Source organism: Vagococcus carniphilus (genome assembly GCF_014397115.1).
GTDB classification, from domain to species: domain Bacteria; phylum Bacillota; class Bacilli; order Lactobacillales; family Vagococcaceae; genus Vagococcus; species Vagococcus carniphilus.
The window spans coordinates 1,217,436-1,231,926 of the sequence record NZ_CP060720.1 but is presented as its reverse complement, the minus strand read 5'-3'; the positions used below and the strand labels follow the sequence as shown (position 1 = coordinate 1,231,926).

The 14,491-nt window shown below is 34.2% G+C and carries 12 protein-coding genes and 2 pseudogenes; 1 reads left to right on the top strand and 13 read right to left on the bottom strand.

Features of this window, described 5'->3' with window-relative positions:
• Positions 1-46: 46 nt before the first annotated feature.
• From H9L18_RS06145 to H9L18_RS06130, 4 genes are all read right to left on the bottom strand, one after another.
• Positions 47-934 (bottom strand): oxamate carbamoyltransferase subunit AllH family protein, encoded by an 888-nt coding sequence (locus H9L18_RS06145; protein ID WP_126791823.1) that lies wholly within the window; start codon positions 932-934, stop codon positions 47-49.
• Between the two features lie 146 nt (positions 935-1,080).
• Positions 1,081-2,019 carry a 2-dehydropantoate 2-reductase gene (locus tag H9L18_RS06140; RefSeq protein WP_126791825.1) on the bottom strand — a complete coding sequence of 313 codons (939 nt, stop codon included), beginning with the start codon at positions 2,017-2,019 and terminating at the stop codon, positions 1,081-1,083.
• 36 nt (positions 2,020-2,055) lie between these two features.
• Positions 2,056-3,108 (bottom strand): PTS sugar transporter subunit IIC, encoded by a 1,053-nt coding sequence (locus tag H9L18_RS06135; protein ID WP_126791827.1) that lies wholly within the window; start codon positions 3,106-3,108, stop codon positions 2,056-2,058.
• Positions 3,109-3,479: 371 nt separating this feature from the next.
• Positions 3,480-4,421: a 2-dehydropantoate 2-reductase gene (locus H9L18_RS06130; RefSeq protein ID WP_126791829.1), complete on the bottom strand. Its 942-nt coding sequence runs from the start codon at positions 4,419-4,421 to the stop codon at positions 3,480-3,482.
• A gap of 204 nt (positions 4,422-4,625) precedes the next feature.
• Here H9L18_RS06130 and H9L18_RS06125 point away from each other — a divergent pair, with 204 nt between their 5' ends.
• A complete protein-coding gene (locus H9L18_RS06125; RefSeq protein WP_126791831.1) occupies positions 4,626-5,522 on the top strand; it encodes a LysR family transcriptional regulator in 897 nt (298 codons plus the stop codon).
• 17 nt (positions 5,523-5,539) lie between these two features.
• On the opposite strand, the gene H9L18_RS06120 is transcribed toward H9L18_RS06125, so the two are convergent.
• The 9 genes and pseudogenes from H9L18_RS06120 to deoC all read right to left on the bottom strand — a co-directional run bounded on the left by H9L18_RS06120 (position 5,540) and on the right by deoC (position 14,437).
• Positions 5,540-6,592 (bottom strand): PTS sugar transporter subunit IIC, encoded by a 1,053-nt coding sequence (locus H9L18_RS06120; RefSeq protein ID WP_126791833.1) that lies wholly within the window; start codon positions 6,590-6,592, stop codon positions 5,540-5,542.
• Between the two features lie 143 nt (positions 6,593-6,735).
• Positions 6,736-7,674 (bottom strand): annotated as a pseudogene (locus H9L18_RS06115) (dihydrolipoamide acetyltransferase family protein); the annotation flags it as partial.
• A gap of 183 nt (positions 7,675-7,857) precedes the next feature.
• Positions 7,858-8,028 (bottom strand): annotated as a pseudogene (locus H9L18_RS15560) (biotin/lipoyl-containing protein); the annotation flags it as partial.
• Positions 8,029-8,057: 29 nt separating this feature from the next.
• Positions 8,058-9,044: an alpha-ketoacid dehydrogenase subunit beta gene (locus H9L18_RS06110; RefSeq protein ID WP_126791838.1), complete on the bottom strand. Its 987-nt coding sequence runs from the start codon at positions 9,042-9,044 to the stop codon at positions 8,058-8,060.
• A 30-nt stretch (positions 9,045-9,074) separates the two neighbouring features.
• Positions 9,075-10,061: a thiamine pyrophosphate-dependent dehydrogenase E1 component subunit alpha gene (locus H9L18_RS06105; protein WP_126791840.1), complete on the bottom strand. Its 987-nt coding sequence runs from the start codon at positions 10,059-10,061 to the stop codon at positions 9,075-9,077.
• 17 nt (positions 10,062-10,078) lie between these two features.
• Positions 10,079-11,491 carry a dihydrolipoyl dehydrogenase gene (gene lpdA / locus H9L18_RS06100; protein WP_126791842.1) on the bottom strand — a complete coding sequence of 471 codons (1,413 nt, stop codon included), beginning with the start codon at positions 11,489-11,491 and terminating at the stop codon, positions 10,079-10,081.
• A gap of 14 nt (positions 11,492-11,505) precedes the next feature.
• The gene (gene buk / locus H9L18_RS06095) at positions 11,506-12,588 is read right to left on the bottom strand and encodes a butyrate kinase (protein ID WP_126791845.1); all 1,083 of its coding nucleotides are present in this window, start codon (positions 12,586-12,588) and stop codon (positions 11,506-11,508) included.
• Positions 12,589-12,606: 18 nt separating this feature from the next.
• Positions 12,607-13,431, bottom strand: coding sequence for a phosphate acyltransferase (locus H9L18_RS06090; protein ID WP_126791847.1), 825 nt, complete (start codon positions 13,429-13,431; stop codon positions 12,607-12,609).
• 328 nt (positions 13,432-13,759) lie between these two features.
• The gene (gene deoC, locus H9L18_RS06085) at positions 13,760-14,437 is read right to left on the bottom strand and encodes a deoxyribose-phosphate aldolase (RefSeq protein ID WP_126791849.1); all 678 of its coding nucleotides are present in this window, start codon (positions 14,435-14,437) and stop codon (positions 13,760-13,762) included.
• Positions 14,438-14,491 lie beyond the last annotated feature (54 nt).

Genomic DNA, 14,491 nt, shown 5'->3' with positions numbered 1-14,491 from the left:
CCTCTCAAAACTGGTACCTTAATTTTCCTCGTTTCTGCTAGACTTGTCAATTCTCACGGTCGATTATTTTTTGAAAAGTGACTTCTAGACCAAATAATATTCCAGCTAACATATCACTTCCAGAAGAAGAACCAATCGATATAACTTGATTAAGCGAGTTCTCTAATTGAATACTATCTATTTCTTCTTGATACAGTTCTCTTAAAAAAGTCATAACCGGTTCTAAAGCAATACCCTCTATGCCATGAAGTAATTGATGTTGACTGATATCATTTGTTCGTTTTAAATTACGACTGACTGCTCCATTTAGACTGTTCCTTAAAGTAACAAAAGGATAATTAACGCTATTTGCTACGAGTAAAAGACCTGTTAAAAAATCATCTCCAGAAGGTGTTAAGCCATTTCCGTACCCAATCAATTGAATGACTTCTTTTTCTAGCAGCTTTTTATTTTCTTCTTTAACAGCTGTATTCAATGCATTTTTACATGTTAATAATCTATCGTGCTGCTCTTTTTCAAGGTTATTTTGATATGTTTTTCTAAAAAAGCCCACAGTGTCTAACTGTTCTGATAACTTTTTTTCAAGTGCTGAAAAAACAGTAGTGTTTTTTCTATTTGGTTTACTAGGGAAAAATAAAGGTTGAATTTGATAGATCGCCGCAGTCGATAAATCCAGGCACACTTTATCAGCAATAACTAATCCTTCATCCACTTGTTTAACCATCATACCTCTTTCAAATACCAAACTTTCAAAATTAGATTCTTTAATTTTTAACATATTTGGGCCATCAAAAACACTATTCACAGCAACCGTAAAAAAATGATCTGATTCTGTCAAAACATTGAAAGTACGATTAAAAGAACTATGAATCTTGCCAGACAAGTTAAAGTTGTTTAAAGATTCATCATAACTTATGCTTTCTATTTTTTTCATACGGGTCACCTCTTTCAAACAAAATTATATCATTTTTTACTTTCATTTTATTAGATGACTCTATCCTAAAATAATTATTTGTTTAGTTAAAATAAACAAAAAGAAGCTAGTGACTAAACCAGCTTCTTAAACATTATTTTAATCGATTACTTAGCACCTAGAATTTGTTCTTTAGAATGAACTAATTGAGTTAGGAATGTACAGTAAGGTGTTACGACACCGTATGCTAATCCTTTACGAGCAATTGCCCCATTAATATAATCAATTTCTGTTAAACGATTACTTACAATTAAATCTTGATACATTGATGGATGGTGTAATCCAATTGTTTCGCGGTTATAACAAGTTTTGATTTGAGCTAACACTTCGGGTACATTTAGTTCTACTCCTTCATGTTTACCTACTGCAGCAAATTCATTCACAATTGTTTCTACAATATCGTCTGCGACACTTGTTTCACCAAAATCCGCCATATTTGAGTCTAAAATAGTACATAAACCGTTCATTGTACCGTTCACACAAGCTTTTTTATAGATAGAAGCACGGATATGGTGTGAATATTTAGCATTCAAATCTGCTGCATTTAACACTTCAATTACTTCAGTAGCCGCTTTTTCATCGTTACCTAAACTTTGTAATTCTAATGATCCATTACCAAATAATTTAACATGTCCAGGACCTTCTAAACCTGCTGTCCACATTGTATTCCCTAATAAAATATTACTTTCTGGGACATATTTTTTAACAACATCTTCATGTCCAATTCCATTTAGAAGACATAGAACTTGCGTTTTTTCTCCTACCATTTCTTTTAATGAATTCATCATGTTGTCTAATTGCATTGCTTTAGTAAATAAAATAACTAAGTCCGCTGAAAAATCAACATTGCCTAATTCATTTTGATTATAGATAGTCATTGACTCTTTAATTTCTTCTCCGTTAAATGAGCCTTGTAACCCATTTGCTTTAATCGAGTCAATATGGTCTTGCCATCCGTCTACTAAAACAACTTCATTACCTGCTTTGTGTAACATATATCCAAAACGACTTCCCATAGCTCCTGCGCCTGCAATAATAATATTCATTTATCATACACTCCTAAAATTTTTATTTTTTAATTTTTATCCTTGATATTTAAAGACAACATTGCTGTCATAAAGTTTAAACATTTTTTCAAATACGATTTTTGATACTAATCCAGCTACAATTGGTACTACAAACCAACAGATAAGCAATAAGACAAAGTTTAGTCCTGCATCAAGTGAGGCAAGCGGTCCTACTAATCCTACTAACCCAAATCCTGCTGAGTTTGGTGTTCCTGAAATATTAAACATTGAAACTGGAATAGCTGATATCGTTGCCGTTACTAAAATTGGTAATAAAATAATTGGATACTTGAAAAGATTCGGCATCATCATTTTCATTCCACCCAATGTTACTGCTAAAGTCACACCTGATTCATTAACTTTCCATGAATTAATTACTAATACAACAGTTGTAGCAGCAATTCCCATAGCGGCAGCTCCAGCTGAAACACCATTTAATTGAATGGCTAACCCAATTCCTACCGTTGTAATTGGTGAAATAATTAACATCGCAAAAGAGCACGCTATTAAAATACTCATCACAACTGGTTGGAATTCTGTAAAGTTGTTAATGACATTACCAATAGCTACTGTAATTTGGGTAACAAATGGATAGGCTAACATACCTAAAACTCCAGCTCCAACACCAACAACAATCGGTAAAGCAATAATTTCAACTGAACCAAATTTATTATCGATATAAATCATCATTAATACAGCAATCGCCGCAGTTAACATGATATTAATAATGTCGCCTGTTCCTGCTGCAACAAATCCTTTAACCTCAGGATTGAACTTAATCACTCCTGATCCGACAAATGCTGCACCTCCCACCATCATCATTTTTGGTGGTGTCAAATCAAATTGTTTAGCAATTAATGCTGCAATAATCAAAGGTGTCGCTAATTGGAAAATCAGACCTGCTTGAATAATTTTTTCGATAATAGCAACATCAGCAAAATATTTTAAAATAGCTCCCAATACAGCATTTGGTATTAATGCAATGATAGTTCCTTGCGCTGTACCTGCTAATAATTTATTAAAAAAGCTTTTAACGGTTAGTTTGTTTTCACTTACTTCTTTTGACATAACTCTTTTCCCCTATCCTTTTTATCGACTAGTCTCTTAAACTTAGTTTGCGAATTACTTCACTTAAGAGAGTACAAAAACTAATTTACTTAGAACCTCTTACTAATTCTCACCTCAATCTATTACTTATTTCACAATAACTATATCCGTCTGTGAAACTTTTTACAAATAATTAAAATTTATTTAACTATTAATTTTTTTAATACCTAGCCTGAAAGGTTGATTTTATAGGTTTTATGAAGTTGTTTTCAGAAATTATCATGATTTTTATTACATTTTATATAGGTTAAAAAAAGAGTCACTTAAAAAAGTTGGTGATATTATCTTGCTCAATTAAAGACTTAAAAAAATTATTTTAAGTCTTTATAATTTTATTTTGCTTTCATTATTTGTTCTTTAGCATGAACTAACTGAGTTAAGAAAGAACAATAGGGTGTTTCAATGCCATACACTTCACCTTTTCTTACAATTGCACCATTGATAAAGTCAATTTCAGTTAAACGATTATTAATCATCAAGTCTTGATACATTGATGGATGATGTAACCCAATCGTTTCACGGTTATAACAAGATTTTATTTGTGCTAACACAGCATCTATATCTAATGTTGCATTTTCTTTCTCTGCTACTTGGGCAAACTCAGAAACAATACTCTCTACAATTACATCAGCTACATCGGTTTCACCAAAATCAGCCATATTTGAGTCTAAGATAGTACAAAGACCATTCATCGTTCCATTCACACAGGCTTTCTTATAGATTGAAGATAAAATATTATCTGAATATTTTGCATTCAACTTGGCATCATTTAACACCGCAATGACCTCATCAGCTGATTCTTTTCCTTCATTTCCTAAGTTTTGAAGATCAATGGAGCCATTACCAAATAATTTTGCCTTTCCAGGTCCCTCAAGTCCAGCTGTCCACATTGTATTTCCTAAAAGAATATTACTTAATGGGACATACTTTTTGATGACATCTTCATGTCCAATACCATTTAAAAGACATAACACTTTTGTCTTTTCTCCGACCATATTTTTAATAGATTGCATCATACCATCTAATTGCATCGCTTTTGTAAATAAAATCACTAAGTCTGCTGAAAACTCAACTGATGAAATATCACTTTGATGATAAATTGGAATCATCTCTGTCACTTCTTCACCATTAAAATTGGCTTGAAGTCCATATTCTTTAATCGTATCAATATGTTCTTGCCAACCATCTATTAAAATGACGTCATTTTTAGCTTGATGTAACATTAAGCCAAAACGACTTCCCATAGCTCCTGCTCCTGCAATAATAATTTTCATTCTCAATCCACTCCTACTTTTATATTTTAATAAAAACTACTTAAATAGATTCTATTAAATTCAATTTTTTATAAATAATAAGCTTCGAATGCTTTAAAATCATGCTTTTTGTGTTAAAATCAATGGTAGAGTAAATCTTCTTGTTGTCTCTTTTTAAGTGACAATTGGAACCGTTTTTTTAAAACATTTTGAAAGGTGATTTTTATGAATATTCAACAGTTAAAATATTTTATTGAAATTGCAAACACAAATAACCTATCCGCAGCTGCTAGAAATCTTTTCGTAACGCAGCCTACATTATCCTTAGCTTTAAAAAAATTAGAAACCGAATTAAGAACTTCTCTTTTTACTCATACGGATAAACCTTTCCAATTAACACGAACTGGACTTTACCTTTATGAAGAAGGTCAAAAAATTGTTGATCAATTTGACCAATTAGTCGTTGATATTCACAATATGAATGAAAACCCTGATGAAAAGAAAAAACAAATAAAACTTGGTATTACCACTCTTTTCTCTGTTCAGTTTATGAAAGAAATTTCTCAGTATCTCTCAACTCATCCTCATATAGATTTAGTCATCAAACAAGATGGCTCACCATATCTACAAGGACTACTTAATCAAAATGAACTAGATATTGGCTTGATTTCATTTCCAAACCTCTATCCAGAAACTTTAACAATCGAAGCACTTGGTACATCAACAAAAGGCTATAATGTCCATGTTGTCGTTCCTGAAAGTAATCCCTTATCTCAAAAAGAAGAATTAACTTTTAAAGATTTAGAAGGACAACGCTTCTCATCATTAACTACCAATTTTATGCTTGGAAGACTTTTAATTGACCGAGCAAGTGATTGTGGCTATAAGCCAAACATTGTTTTACATAATGACGATTTGCAAGTATTACTTCACAGCGTAAATAAAAATGAATCCATTTGCATCTTACCAATCGAATACCGTGAAGTCGGCAAGAGTGATAATGTGAAATGGATTCCTTTAATAGATAAATATGATTACTTTCCAATTGGTATTGCTTTAAGAAAAGACTACCACATCACAAAAGATATCAAAGACTTTATCGAGATTATTAAGAACAATTAATAATCTCGATTTTTTTATTATCCTTGATAAGCAAAAACTACACTACTGTCATATAATTTTAAAACTTTTTCAAATAAGAATTTCGCAAAAAGTCCTGCTGCAATTGGGACAACAAACCAAGAAATGATTAATAGTAAAACGTTTAATCCTGCATCTAATGAAGCTAGTGGTCCTACAAGTCCTACTAAACCAAATCCTGCTGAGTTTGGAGTTCCTGAAATGTTGAATAAGGCAACTGGAATAGCTGAAACAATCGCTGTAAATAAACAAGGAACTAAAATGATTGGATATTTGAAAAGATTAGGCATCATCATTTTCATTCCACCTAAAGCAACCGCTAATGTTACACCAGATTCATTTACTTTCCATGAATTAATAACTAATACAACTGTTGTTGCTGCAATACCCATTGCTGCCGCTCCGGCTGATACCCCGTTTAATTGAATAGCCATACCAATAGCAACAGTTGTAATTGGTGAAATAATTAAAGCTGCAAACGAACAAGCAATTAAAATACTTGCCACAATCGGTTGGAAATCTGTAAATGTATTAATCACGTTACCGATAATAGCTGTAATTTGAGTTACATATGGATAAGTCAACATACCAATTAAACCAGCGCCGATACCAACAACGATTGGTAGCGCTATTATTTCGACAGAACCAAATTTACTCTTGATCCACATCATCATTAAAACAGCAACAGAGGCTGTGATCATAATATTAATAATATCACCAGTACCAGCAGCAATAAACGCTCCGGCTTTAGCATCAAATTTGATAACGCCAGAACCTGCAAATGCAGCTCCTCCGACAATCATCATTTTAGGTGGTGTTAAGTCAAATTGTTTTGCAACAAGCGCTGCAATAATTAATGGTGTTGCTACTTGAAAAATTTGAGCGGCATGGATAATCATTTGAATAATAGCAATATCTGCAAAATATTTTAGGATAGCTCCTAAAACAGCATTTGGTATTAACGCAATAATTGTACCTTGAGCAGTACCGGCCAATAATTTATTAAAAAATACTTTGGGTGTCATCTTTGTTTGTACGGCTTCATTTGTCATGATAATTTCCCCTAATTTTTAAAATTTTATTTAATAACAATCTTTGAGAATTAATGCACTTATAAGAATAAATATTAAGGAAGAAGATTTCCCGCAAAAATCGGGCAGGAAATCTTATTCCTAAATTAACAACTATTTAATGATTAATAGATATCTGATTCGCTTGAGAATCTTGCTAAGTTTTCTTTCACATCACGTAAGAATTGACCAGCTTGTTGACCATCCAAGATACGGTGATCAATTGATAGACATAAGTTAACCATGTCAGCTGTTTTAAATCCGCCATCTTTAGTAGGAACAATGCGTTTGTTAATTGATTCTACTTGTAAGATTGCAGCTTGTGGGTGGTTGATAATACCCATTGATTGAACTGAACCTAAGCTACCAGTGTTGTTTAATGTAAATGTTCCACCTTGCATATCGGCATTAGAAAGTGAACCACTACGAACATCTTTAGCTAAACGGTTAATTTCTTTTGTTAAACCAGCTAATGATAGATTATCAGCATTATGAATAACTGGTACAAATAGATTTTCATCTGTTGTCACAGCAATTGATAAGTTAATATCTTTATGGTATACAATGTTACCATCTTGCCATGATGTATTGATTTTCGGATTTTTCTTCATTGCTTGAACAACTGCTTTAGCAAAGAATGGGAAGAAGCTTAGAGAAATACCTTCTTGTTGTTTGAAATCATTTTTAACGCTGTTACGTAAGTTAACAATGTTAGTTACGTCAGCCTCAACCATGATCCATGCATGAGGAATTTCGTTAACACTTTGAACCATTTTCTTAGCAATTGCTTTTCTAACACCGTCAGCAGGTACGATTTCATCGTTTCCACTTGCTACAACTGGAGCTGCTGCTGCTTTTGGTGCAGCTGGTGCTGGTGTTGGAGCGGCTGCTGCTACTGGAGCTGCCGTTTCAACTGGTGCTGCTACTGCTTGTCCTGGTGTGAAGTTTAGAATATCTTTACGAGTGATTCTGCCTTCTTTTCCAGTACCAACAACTTGTGCTAAATCAATTCCTTTTTCTTGAGCTAATTTCATAACAGCTGGTGAATAACGGCCTGCATTTTTACCTGCTGGTTTTGCTGCTGGAGCTGCTGCTTTTTCTGCAACTGGAGCCGCTGGTGTTTCAGCTTTTGCTGGAGCTTCTTCAACTTCTGGTGCAGCTGGTGTTTCTTCTGCTCCTTCAACTTCCATTGTCATAAGAACTGTTCCGATTGGGTAATCTGTATCAAGTTCTACTAATAATTCTTTAACAACTCCATCAAAATCTGATGGTACTTCTGTTGTTACTTTATCTGAAACAACCTCCATTAATGGGCTGTATCTTTTTACTGAATCTCCTGGTTGAACCAACCATTGTACTACTGATGCTTCTGTAACACTTTCACCTAAACTAGGTAATAAAATCTCTTTAACTGCCATATCTATCATCATCCTCCTATAAACTTAAATTAAAACTCTGCTAATTCTCTCATTGCTTCGATTACTTGTTCTTCATTTACTAAGAACTCTCTTTCAAGTGGCAATGCATAACCCATAGCTGGAACATCTGGGCCTGCAAGACGTTGAATTGGAGCATCTAGATCAAATAAAGCATCTTCTGAAATCATAGCTGCGATTTCACTAATAATTGCTCCTTCTTTATTGTCTTCAGAAATTAGTAAAACTTTACCAGTTTTCTTAGCAGCATTTACTAAAGTTTCTCTATCTAAAGGATAAAGTGAACGTACGTCTACTACTTCTGCATCAATGCCTTCTTCAGCTAATTTGTCAGCTGCTGACATTGCGTATTGTAACATCATTCCGTAAGCAATAACTGTAATGTCACTACCTTCACGAACAACGTTAGCTTTATCAATTGGTACAATGTAATCATCTGTTGGAACGTCTGCTTTAAGTAAACGATATAAACGTTTGTGCTCATAGAAAATAACTGGATCATCAGATCTAATTGCTGCTTTAATCATTCCTTTAGCATCATATGGATTAGATGGCGTTACAATACGTAATCCTGGTTGTCCAAAGAATACTTTTTCAGTTGATTGTGAGTGATAAAGTCCACCACGAACTCCACCACCGTAAGGCGTACGGTAAACGATTGGAGCTGTCCAGTCACCTTTAGTACGGTAACGCATTGTACGAGCTTCTGATAAAATTTGGTTTGTTGCTGGTAAAATATAATCAGCAAATTGGAATTCACCAATTGCACGGTATCCTCTTAAACCAAGACCAATTGCTAACCCACCGATTAACCCTTCAGTCAGTGGTGTATTGAAACATCTGTCATCACCGTATTTTGCTGCTAAACCTTTAGTAACACCGAAAACGCCACCTTTATCTCCACCAACGTCTTCACCAAAGATTACAACTTTTTCGTCGCGACCCATTTCTTCAGATATTCCTAAGTTAATTGCCTCTAAATATGTCATTTCTGCCATTTTATTTCAATCCTCTCTTTGTCTGTCTGTTTATTTAGCGTAAACTTCTTCGTATAATGATTCTGCTGTTGGTTCTGGCATAGCTTCTGCTTCATCAGTTGCTGCATCTACTTCTGCACGAACTTCTTCATCAATTTTCGCTAACTCATCTTCTGTTAAATATTTTTCAGCGATCAATTGTTTCACCATTGCATCGATCGGATCTTTTTGTTTCATAGATTCGATTTCTTCTTTAGAACGATAGATTGTTTGATCATCATCAGCAGAGTGAGATGTTAAACGAGATACTCTAAGTTCGATTAATTTAGAGCCTTTACCAGCACGAGCGTCTTCTACAGCTTTTTTGAAAGTTAAGTAAACTTCTGTAAAGTCATTTCCGTCTACTGAGATACCTTCAAATCCGTATCCATGAGCACGATCAGACATATGCTCGTTTGCATATTGTTCTTCGATTGGAACTGAGATGGCATATTTATTGTTTTCTACTACGAAAATTAGAGGTAATTTTTTAACTCCTGCAAAGTTCATTGCTTCTTGAACTTCACCTTGGTTAGCTGATCCTTCACCTGTTGTTGTTAAAGTAACAAAATCAGATTTTTCTAATTGAGCTGAATAAGCAACACCTGTTGCAAGTGGCATTTGAGTACTTACTGTTGATGCAAATGACACAATATTATGCTCTTTAGAACCATAGTGGTTAGGCATTTGGCGAGCGTGTGATGATGGATCTGCGTCTTTACCAAATGAACCCATTAAAATATCTTTTGGTGTCATTCCCCATACAAGACAAGCTGTCATGTCACGGTAGTATGGTAAGAAATAGTCTTTTTCATGGTCAAAAGCCATAGCCATAGCTACTTGAGCTACCTCAGCACCTTGACCTGAAATGTTAAATGATGTTTTACCAATTCTTGTTAATTGCCATAAACGTTCGTCTAAACGACGTCCTCTTAACACCTCACGGTATGCTTGGATAATCTCTTCTTTACTTAGACCTGATTTTTTTAATGTTTTCATTTATATCAACCTTTCTATTATTTATGAATGGCTTTGCCATATGTATCTAATGCAGCTTCCTGAATCACTTCAGTCAACGTTGGATGAGGATGAATTGCTTCGCCAATTTCAATTGGAGAGGCATCCATGTAAATAGCTGTACTTGCTTCTGAAATTAAATCAGTTGCATGAGGTCCGATAATAGAAACTCCTAATAAATCATCTGTTTCTAAATCACGAATCACTTCTACAAAACCTTCATTTGCTCCGTATACTAATGATTTACCATTTCCAGCAAAGTTAAATGTACCAATCTTAACTTTCTTATCTGCAGGAACGTTTTCTTTTACATACCCAACACTTGCTACTTCTGGGTTAGTATAAACACCACGAGGAACATTGTTGTAGTTTAATGGTTGAACTTCTTCTTCTAAAATATGAGCTACTGCTAACTCGCCTTCTTTCATAGCAACGTGAGCTAATTGCATTGTGTCAATACAATCACCAATTGCATAAATATGGCTTTCAGTTGTTTGATAAAATTCGTTAACTTGGATTCCTTTAGGCTCATACTTAACTGAAGTGTTTTGTAAACCAATTCCTTCAACTTTTGGAGCGCGTCCAATAGCAACCATTACTTTATCAACTGTTAATTTATCTTTTCCTTCGATAGATACTTCTACGCTATCGCCTTTAATTTCAGCTGATTCAACTTTGCTGCTAAGTAAAACATTGATTCCTTTTTTAGTTAAGCTTTTCTTCAACTCACGAGAGATTTTAGAACTTTCATTGATTAATAAACGATCTAAGAATTCAACGATTGTTACTTCAACACCTAAACTATTTAAAAGAGATGCCCACTCAACACCGATAACACCACCACCAACAATCACGATTGATTTTGGTAATTCTTCAAGTTGTAACATACCATCTGAAGATAAAATATTTTTTTCATCTAAAGGTAAGTTTGGAAGAGTTCTTGGTGTTGAACCAGTTGCGATAATCACGTTTTTAGGAACGATGATTTCTTCTTCTTTACTCTTATCGTTAAATGTAACAGCTACTGCACCTGAAACTGGTGAGAAGATTGATGGGCCTAAAATAGCTCCTTCTCCTTCAAGAACTCGGATTTTATTTTTCTTACATAATCCTTCTACACCTGAGTGTAATTGATCAATAATTGATTGTTTACGTTCTTGAATTTTTTTGAAGTTGACTACATGGTCATTTTTACCTTCAATACCAAAAGTCTCAGCTTCTTTAATTGTGTCATAAACTTCAGCACTTCTTAGTAAAGCTTTTGTTGGGATACAACCTCTATGTAAACAAGTTCCTCCCAATTTGTATTTTTCAACGATTGTTACGTTTAAACCACTTTGTGCTGCTCTGATAGCTGCTACATAACCACCAGTACCGCCACCTAAAATTAGTAAATCTGTTTGTTCTGCCATCTTTTACATCACTCCTACTTTACAATCTCTACTGAACCATAATCTAAAGCTTTTTCTTCACCAGCTAATACACGTGCTGCACCTTCGTATAGCGCTTCCATTTCCATTTCTCCTGGATAAGCTTTAACTGGAGCAATCCATTCAACATATTGACTGATTTGACCAAGAATGTAGTCAGAATATATAGCGCCACCTGTTAAACAAATTGCATCTACTTTTCCTTCTAACACGACTGCCAATTCACCGATACTTTTTGCTACTTGGTAACACATACCGTCTAAGTAGTATTTCGCATCTTCCTCACCTTGGTCGATTCGCTTAATCACTTCTCGTAAATCAGTTTCGCCTAGGTAAGATTTCAAACCTGCATTTCCTGCAATAATCTTCTTCACATCACCTAATTCTAAATTTTCTGTAATAATTAAATTAGCAAAATCAATAAGTGGTAAAGAACCGCTTCTTTCTGGTGTGTATGGACCTTCACCATCTAAACCATTAATAACATCTACCATTTTTCCATTTTGGTGAGCACCGACACTAATGCCGCCACCTAAATGAGCAACAATGACTGAACTTGTTTCATATGTTTTGCCTAGTTCTTCAGTTGCTTTTCTTGAGACCGCTTTTTGGTTTAATGCATGTCCCACGCTACGACGATCAATTCCTTTTAAACCAGAAATGCGTGCTAGCGGTTTCATTTCATCTACAACAACTGGGTCAACAATGAATGCTGGAATGTTTAACGATTTAGCAAATTCATTGGCTAAAATGCCACCCAAGTTTGAAGCGTGTGTATTATATTTTTCTGTTTCTAAATCGTGTAACATCTCTTCTCCCACAGCGTATGTTCCGCCAGGAATTGGTTTTAATAAACCGCCACGACCAACGACTGCAACTAATTTGTCAGTCATTTCTAATTTTTCTACAAAGGATAAAATAATTTTATAACGAAATTCTGTTTGACTAATAACTCCATCAAATTGAGCAATCTCTTCTACACTGTGTCTCAATGTTTCTTCTGCTACTAATTTGTGATCAGCAAAAATTGCTGTCTTCGTGGATGTTGAACCTGGATTAATGACTAAGATTGCTTCCATTTAATCTCTCCTTATTACTTATACTTGCTTCATTGCAAATTTTAAAGAATGTAGTTTACTATCAGTTGAGTCACTTCTTGAAGTTAGTACAACTGGGACTTTCGTTCCAATGATTGTACCTCCCACTTTAGCACCACCAAAAATAGTTAAAGATTTGTAAAGACTGTTACCAGCATCAATTGCTGGAACTACAATCACATCAGCATCTCCCATAATAGGACCTTCATAACGTTTATGTTCAACCGCTTCTTTAGATAAAGCCAAATCAAGTGAGACTGGACCAAACACAATACTTTCTTGATCATCTTTAAAGACTTCAGTTACCTCAGTTGCTAAAACTGATGATGGCATTTTTGGGTTAAAGTTTTCAGCTGCACTTAGTAAAGCAATTTTTGGTTTTTCAATTCCTACTTTAATCGCTACTTGTTTCACATTTTCTACAATTTCAATCATAGCGTCTTTGCTTGGTGCGATATTCATTGCACAATCTGTTAATAAGAATGATTGATTGTGGTTTGGTAAATCTACCATAGCCACATGTGAAAGTACCTTTTGAGTTTTTAAGCCATGTTCTTTATTAAGTAACTCTTTTAATAAAGTATGGGTTTGAATAATTCCTTTTAAAAGGATTTGAGCCTTTCCTTCAGCAACAAAATTAACTGCTTGTTTTGCTACGTCCAACTCATCTTCACAGTGAAAATAATCCCACATACTCTCGTCTGCAATATTGTCATTTGTATCAAACACTACAAACTTAAGTCCCTCTGAATACTCTTTCTTTGCCTGTTTTACAAGTGCCAGAATCTCTGGTTGAGAACCTCCTGCAACAGAAATCGTTATCATTTCTTTCACCTCTTTTTATATTTCCTCTTGACACCTTTAATTTACATCTAAATGTAAGCGGAAACAAATTGTTAATTTTTATTCCTATATTAATAATTTTAATACCTCTTCAAAAGCTTGATATGACAGCGTTCCCATTTTTAGTTTTTGTTATTTAATTTCATTTTTAATCAAATTCTAATCTTGTTTTTTCACACATTTATTTTTAAACCTATCTTTTTTGTTCTTTTAGGACAATTTTGTTTTTGTGAAATTATGTTTTTAATAACAAAAAAAGACTTAAAATTAAGTCTTTACCTAATTTCAAGTCTTCAACAATTTTTAATTTTTAGTAATCACTTGCTGCTGTATCACCTGTTGCAGCACCAATAATTTTAACACCATCACTTGCACCAATACGTGACGCACCGGCAGCAATCATGTTTTCAGCATCTTCAGTTGTTCTAACTGCACCTGATGCTTTAACTAATGCTCTATCTCCAACAGTATCTTTCATTAATTTAACATTTTCAGCAGTTGCTCCTGCTGTAGAGAATCCTGTTGATGTTTTAACGTAATCAGCACCTGCTTCAACTGCTAACTCACATACTTTAACGATTTCTTCTTTTGTTAAAAGAGCTGTTTCAATAATAACTTTTACTAAAGCACGTCCCTTAGCTTCATTAACAACTGCTTTAATGTCTTCTAAAACAACATCGTATTGTGCTTGTTTTAATGCACCAACATTGATAACCATATCGACTTCATCAGCACCATCTTTGATAGCTTGATCTGTTTCGAATGCTTTTGTTTTTGAAGAATTTGCTCCTAAAGGGAATCCAATAACTGTACAAATTTTTACATCGCTTCCTGCTAATTCTTTTTTAGCGAAAGGAATCCATACTGGATTAATACATACTGACCAAAAACCATGTTCTTTTGCTTCACCTGTTAATGTTACGATATCTGCTTCTGTAGTGTCTGCCTTTAATTTTGTGTGGTCGATCATTTTTGCTAAATTTGTCATATTATACTTCCTCTCTATTTGTTTACAAATTTATTATAGCGCCCTTTTGAACAA

What these genes read in the sequence shown, in the direction of transcription:
- H9L18_RS06145 (WP_126791823.1), bottom strand. Translation starts at nt 934, where the DNA reads ATGAAAAAAATAGAAAGCATAAGTTATGATGAATCTTTAAACAACTTT.
- H9L18_RS06140 (WP_126791825.1), bottom strand. Translation starts at nt 2,019, where the DNA reads ATGAATATTATTATTGCAGGCGCAGGAGCTATGGGAAGTCGTTTTGGA.
- H9L18_RS06135 (WP_126791827.1), bottom strand. Translation starts at nt 3,108, where the DNA reads ATGTCAAAAGAAGTAAGTGAAAACAAACTAACCGTTAAAAGCTTTTTT.
- H9L18_RS06130 (WP_126791829.1), bottom strand. Translation starts at nt 4,421, where the DNA reads ATGAAAATTATTATTGCAGGAGCAGGAGCTATGGGAAGTCGTTTTGGC.
- H9L18_RS06125 (WP_126791831.1), top strand. Translation starts at nt 4,626, where the DNA reads ATGAATATTCAACAGTTAAAATATTTTATTGAAATTGCAAACACAAAT.
- H9L18_RS06120 (WP_126791833.1), bottom strand. Translation starts at nt 6,592, where the DNA reads ATGACAAATGAAGCCGTACAAACAAAGATGACACCCAAAGTATTTTTT.
- H9L18_RS06110 (WP_126791838.1), bottom strand. Translation starts at nt 9,044, where the DNA reads ATGGCAGAAATGACATATTTAGAGGCAATTAACTTAGGAATATCTGAA.
- H9L18_RS06105 (WP_126791840.1), bottom strand. Translation starts at nt 10,061, where the DNA reads ATGAAAACATTAAAAAAATCAGGTCTAAGTAAAGAAGAGATTATCCAA.
- lpdA (WP_126791842.1), bottom strand. Translation starts at nt 11,491, where the DNA reads ATGGCAGAACAAACAGATTTACTAATTTTAGGTGGCGGTACTGGTGGT.
- buk (WP_126791845.1), bottom strand. Translation starts at nt 12,588, where the DNA reads ATGGAAGCAATCTTAGTCATTAATCCAGGTTCAACATCCACGAAGACA.
- H9L18_RS06090 (WP_126791847.1), bottom strand. Translation starts at nt 13,431, where the DNA reads ATGATAACGATTTCTGTTGCAGGAGGTTCTCAACCAGAGATTCTGGCA.
- deoC (WP_126791849.1), bottom strand. Translation starts at nt 14,437, where the DNA reads ATGACAAATTTAGCAAAAATGATCGACCACACAAAATTAAAGGCAGAC.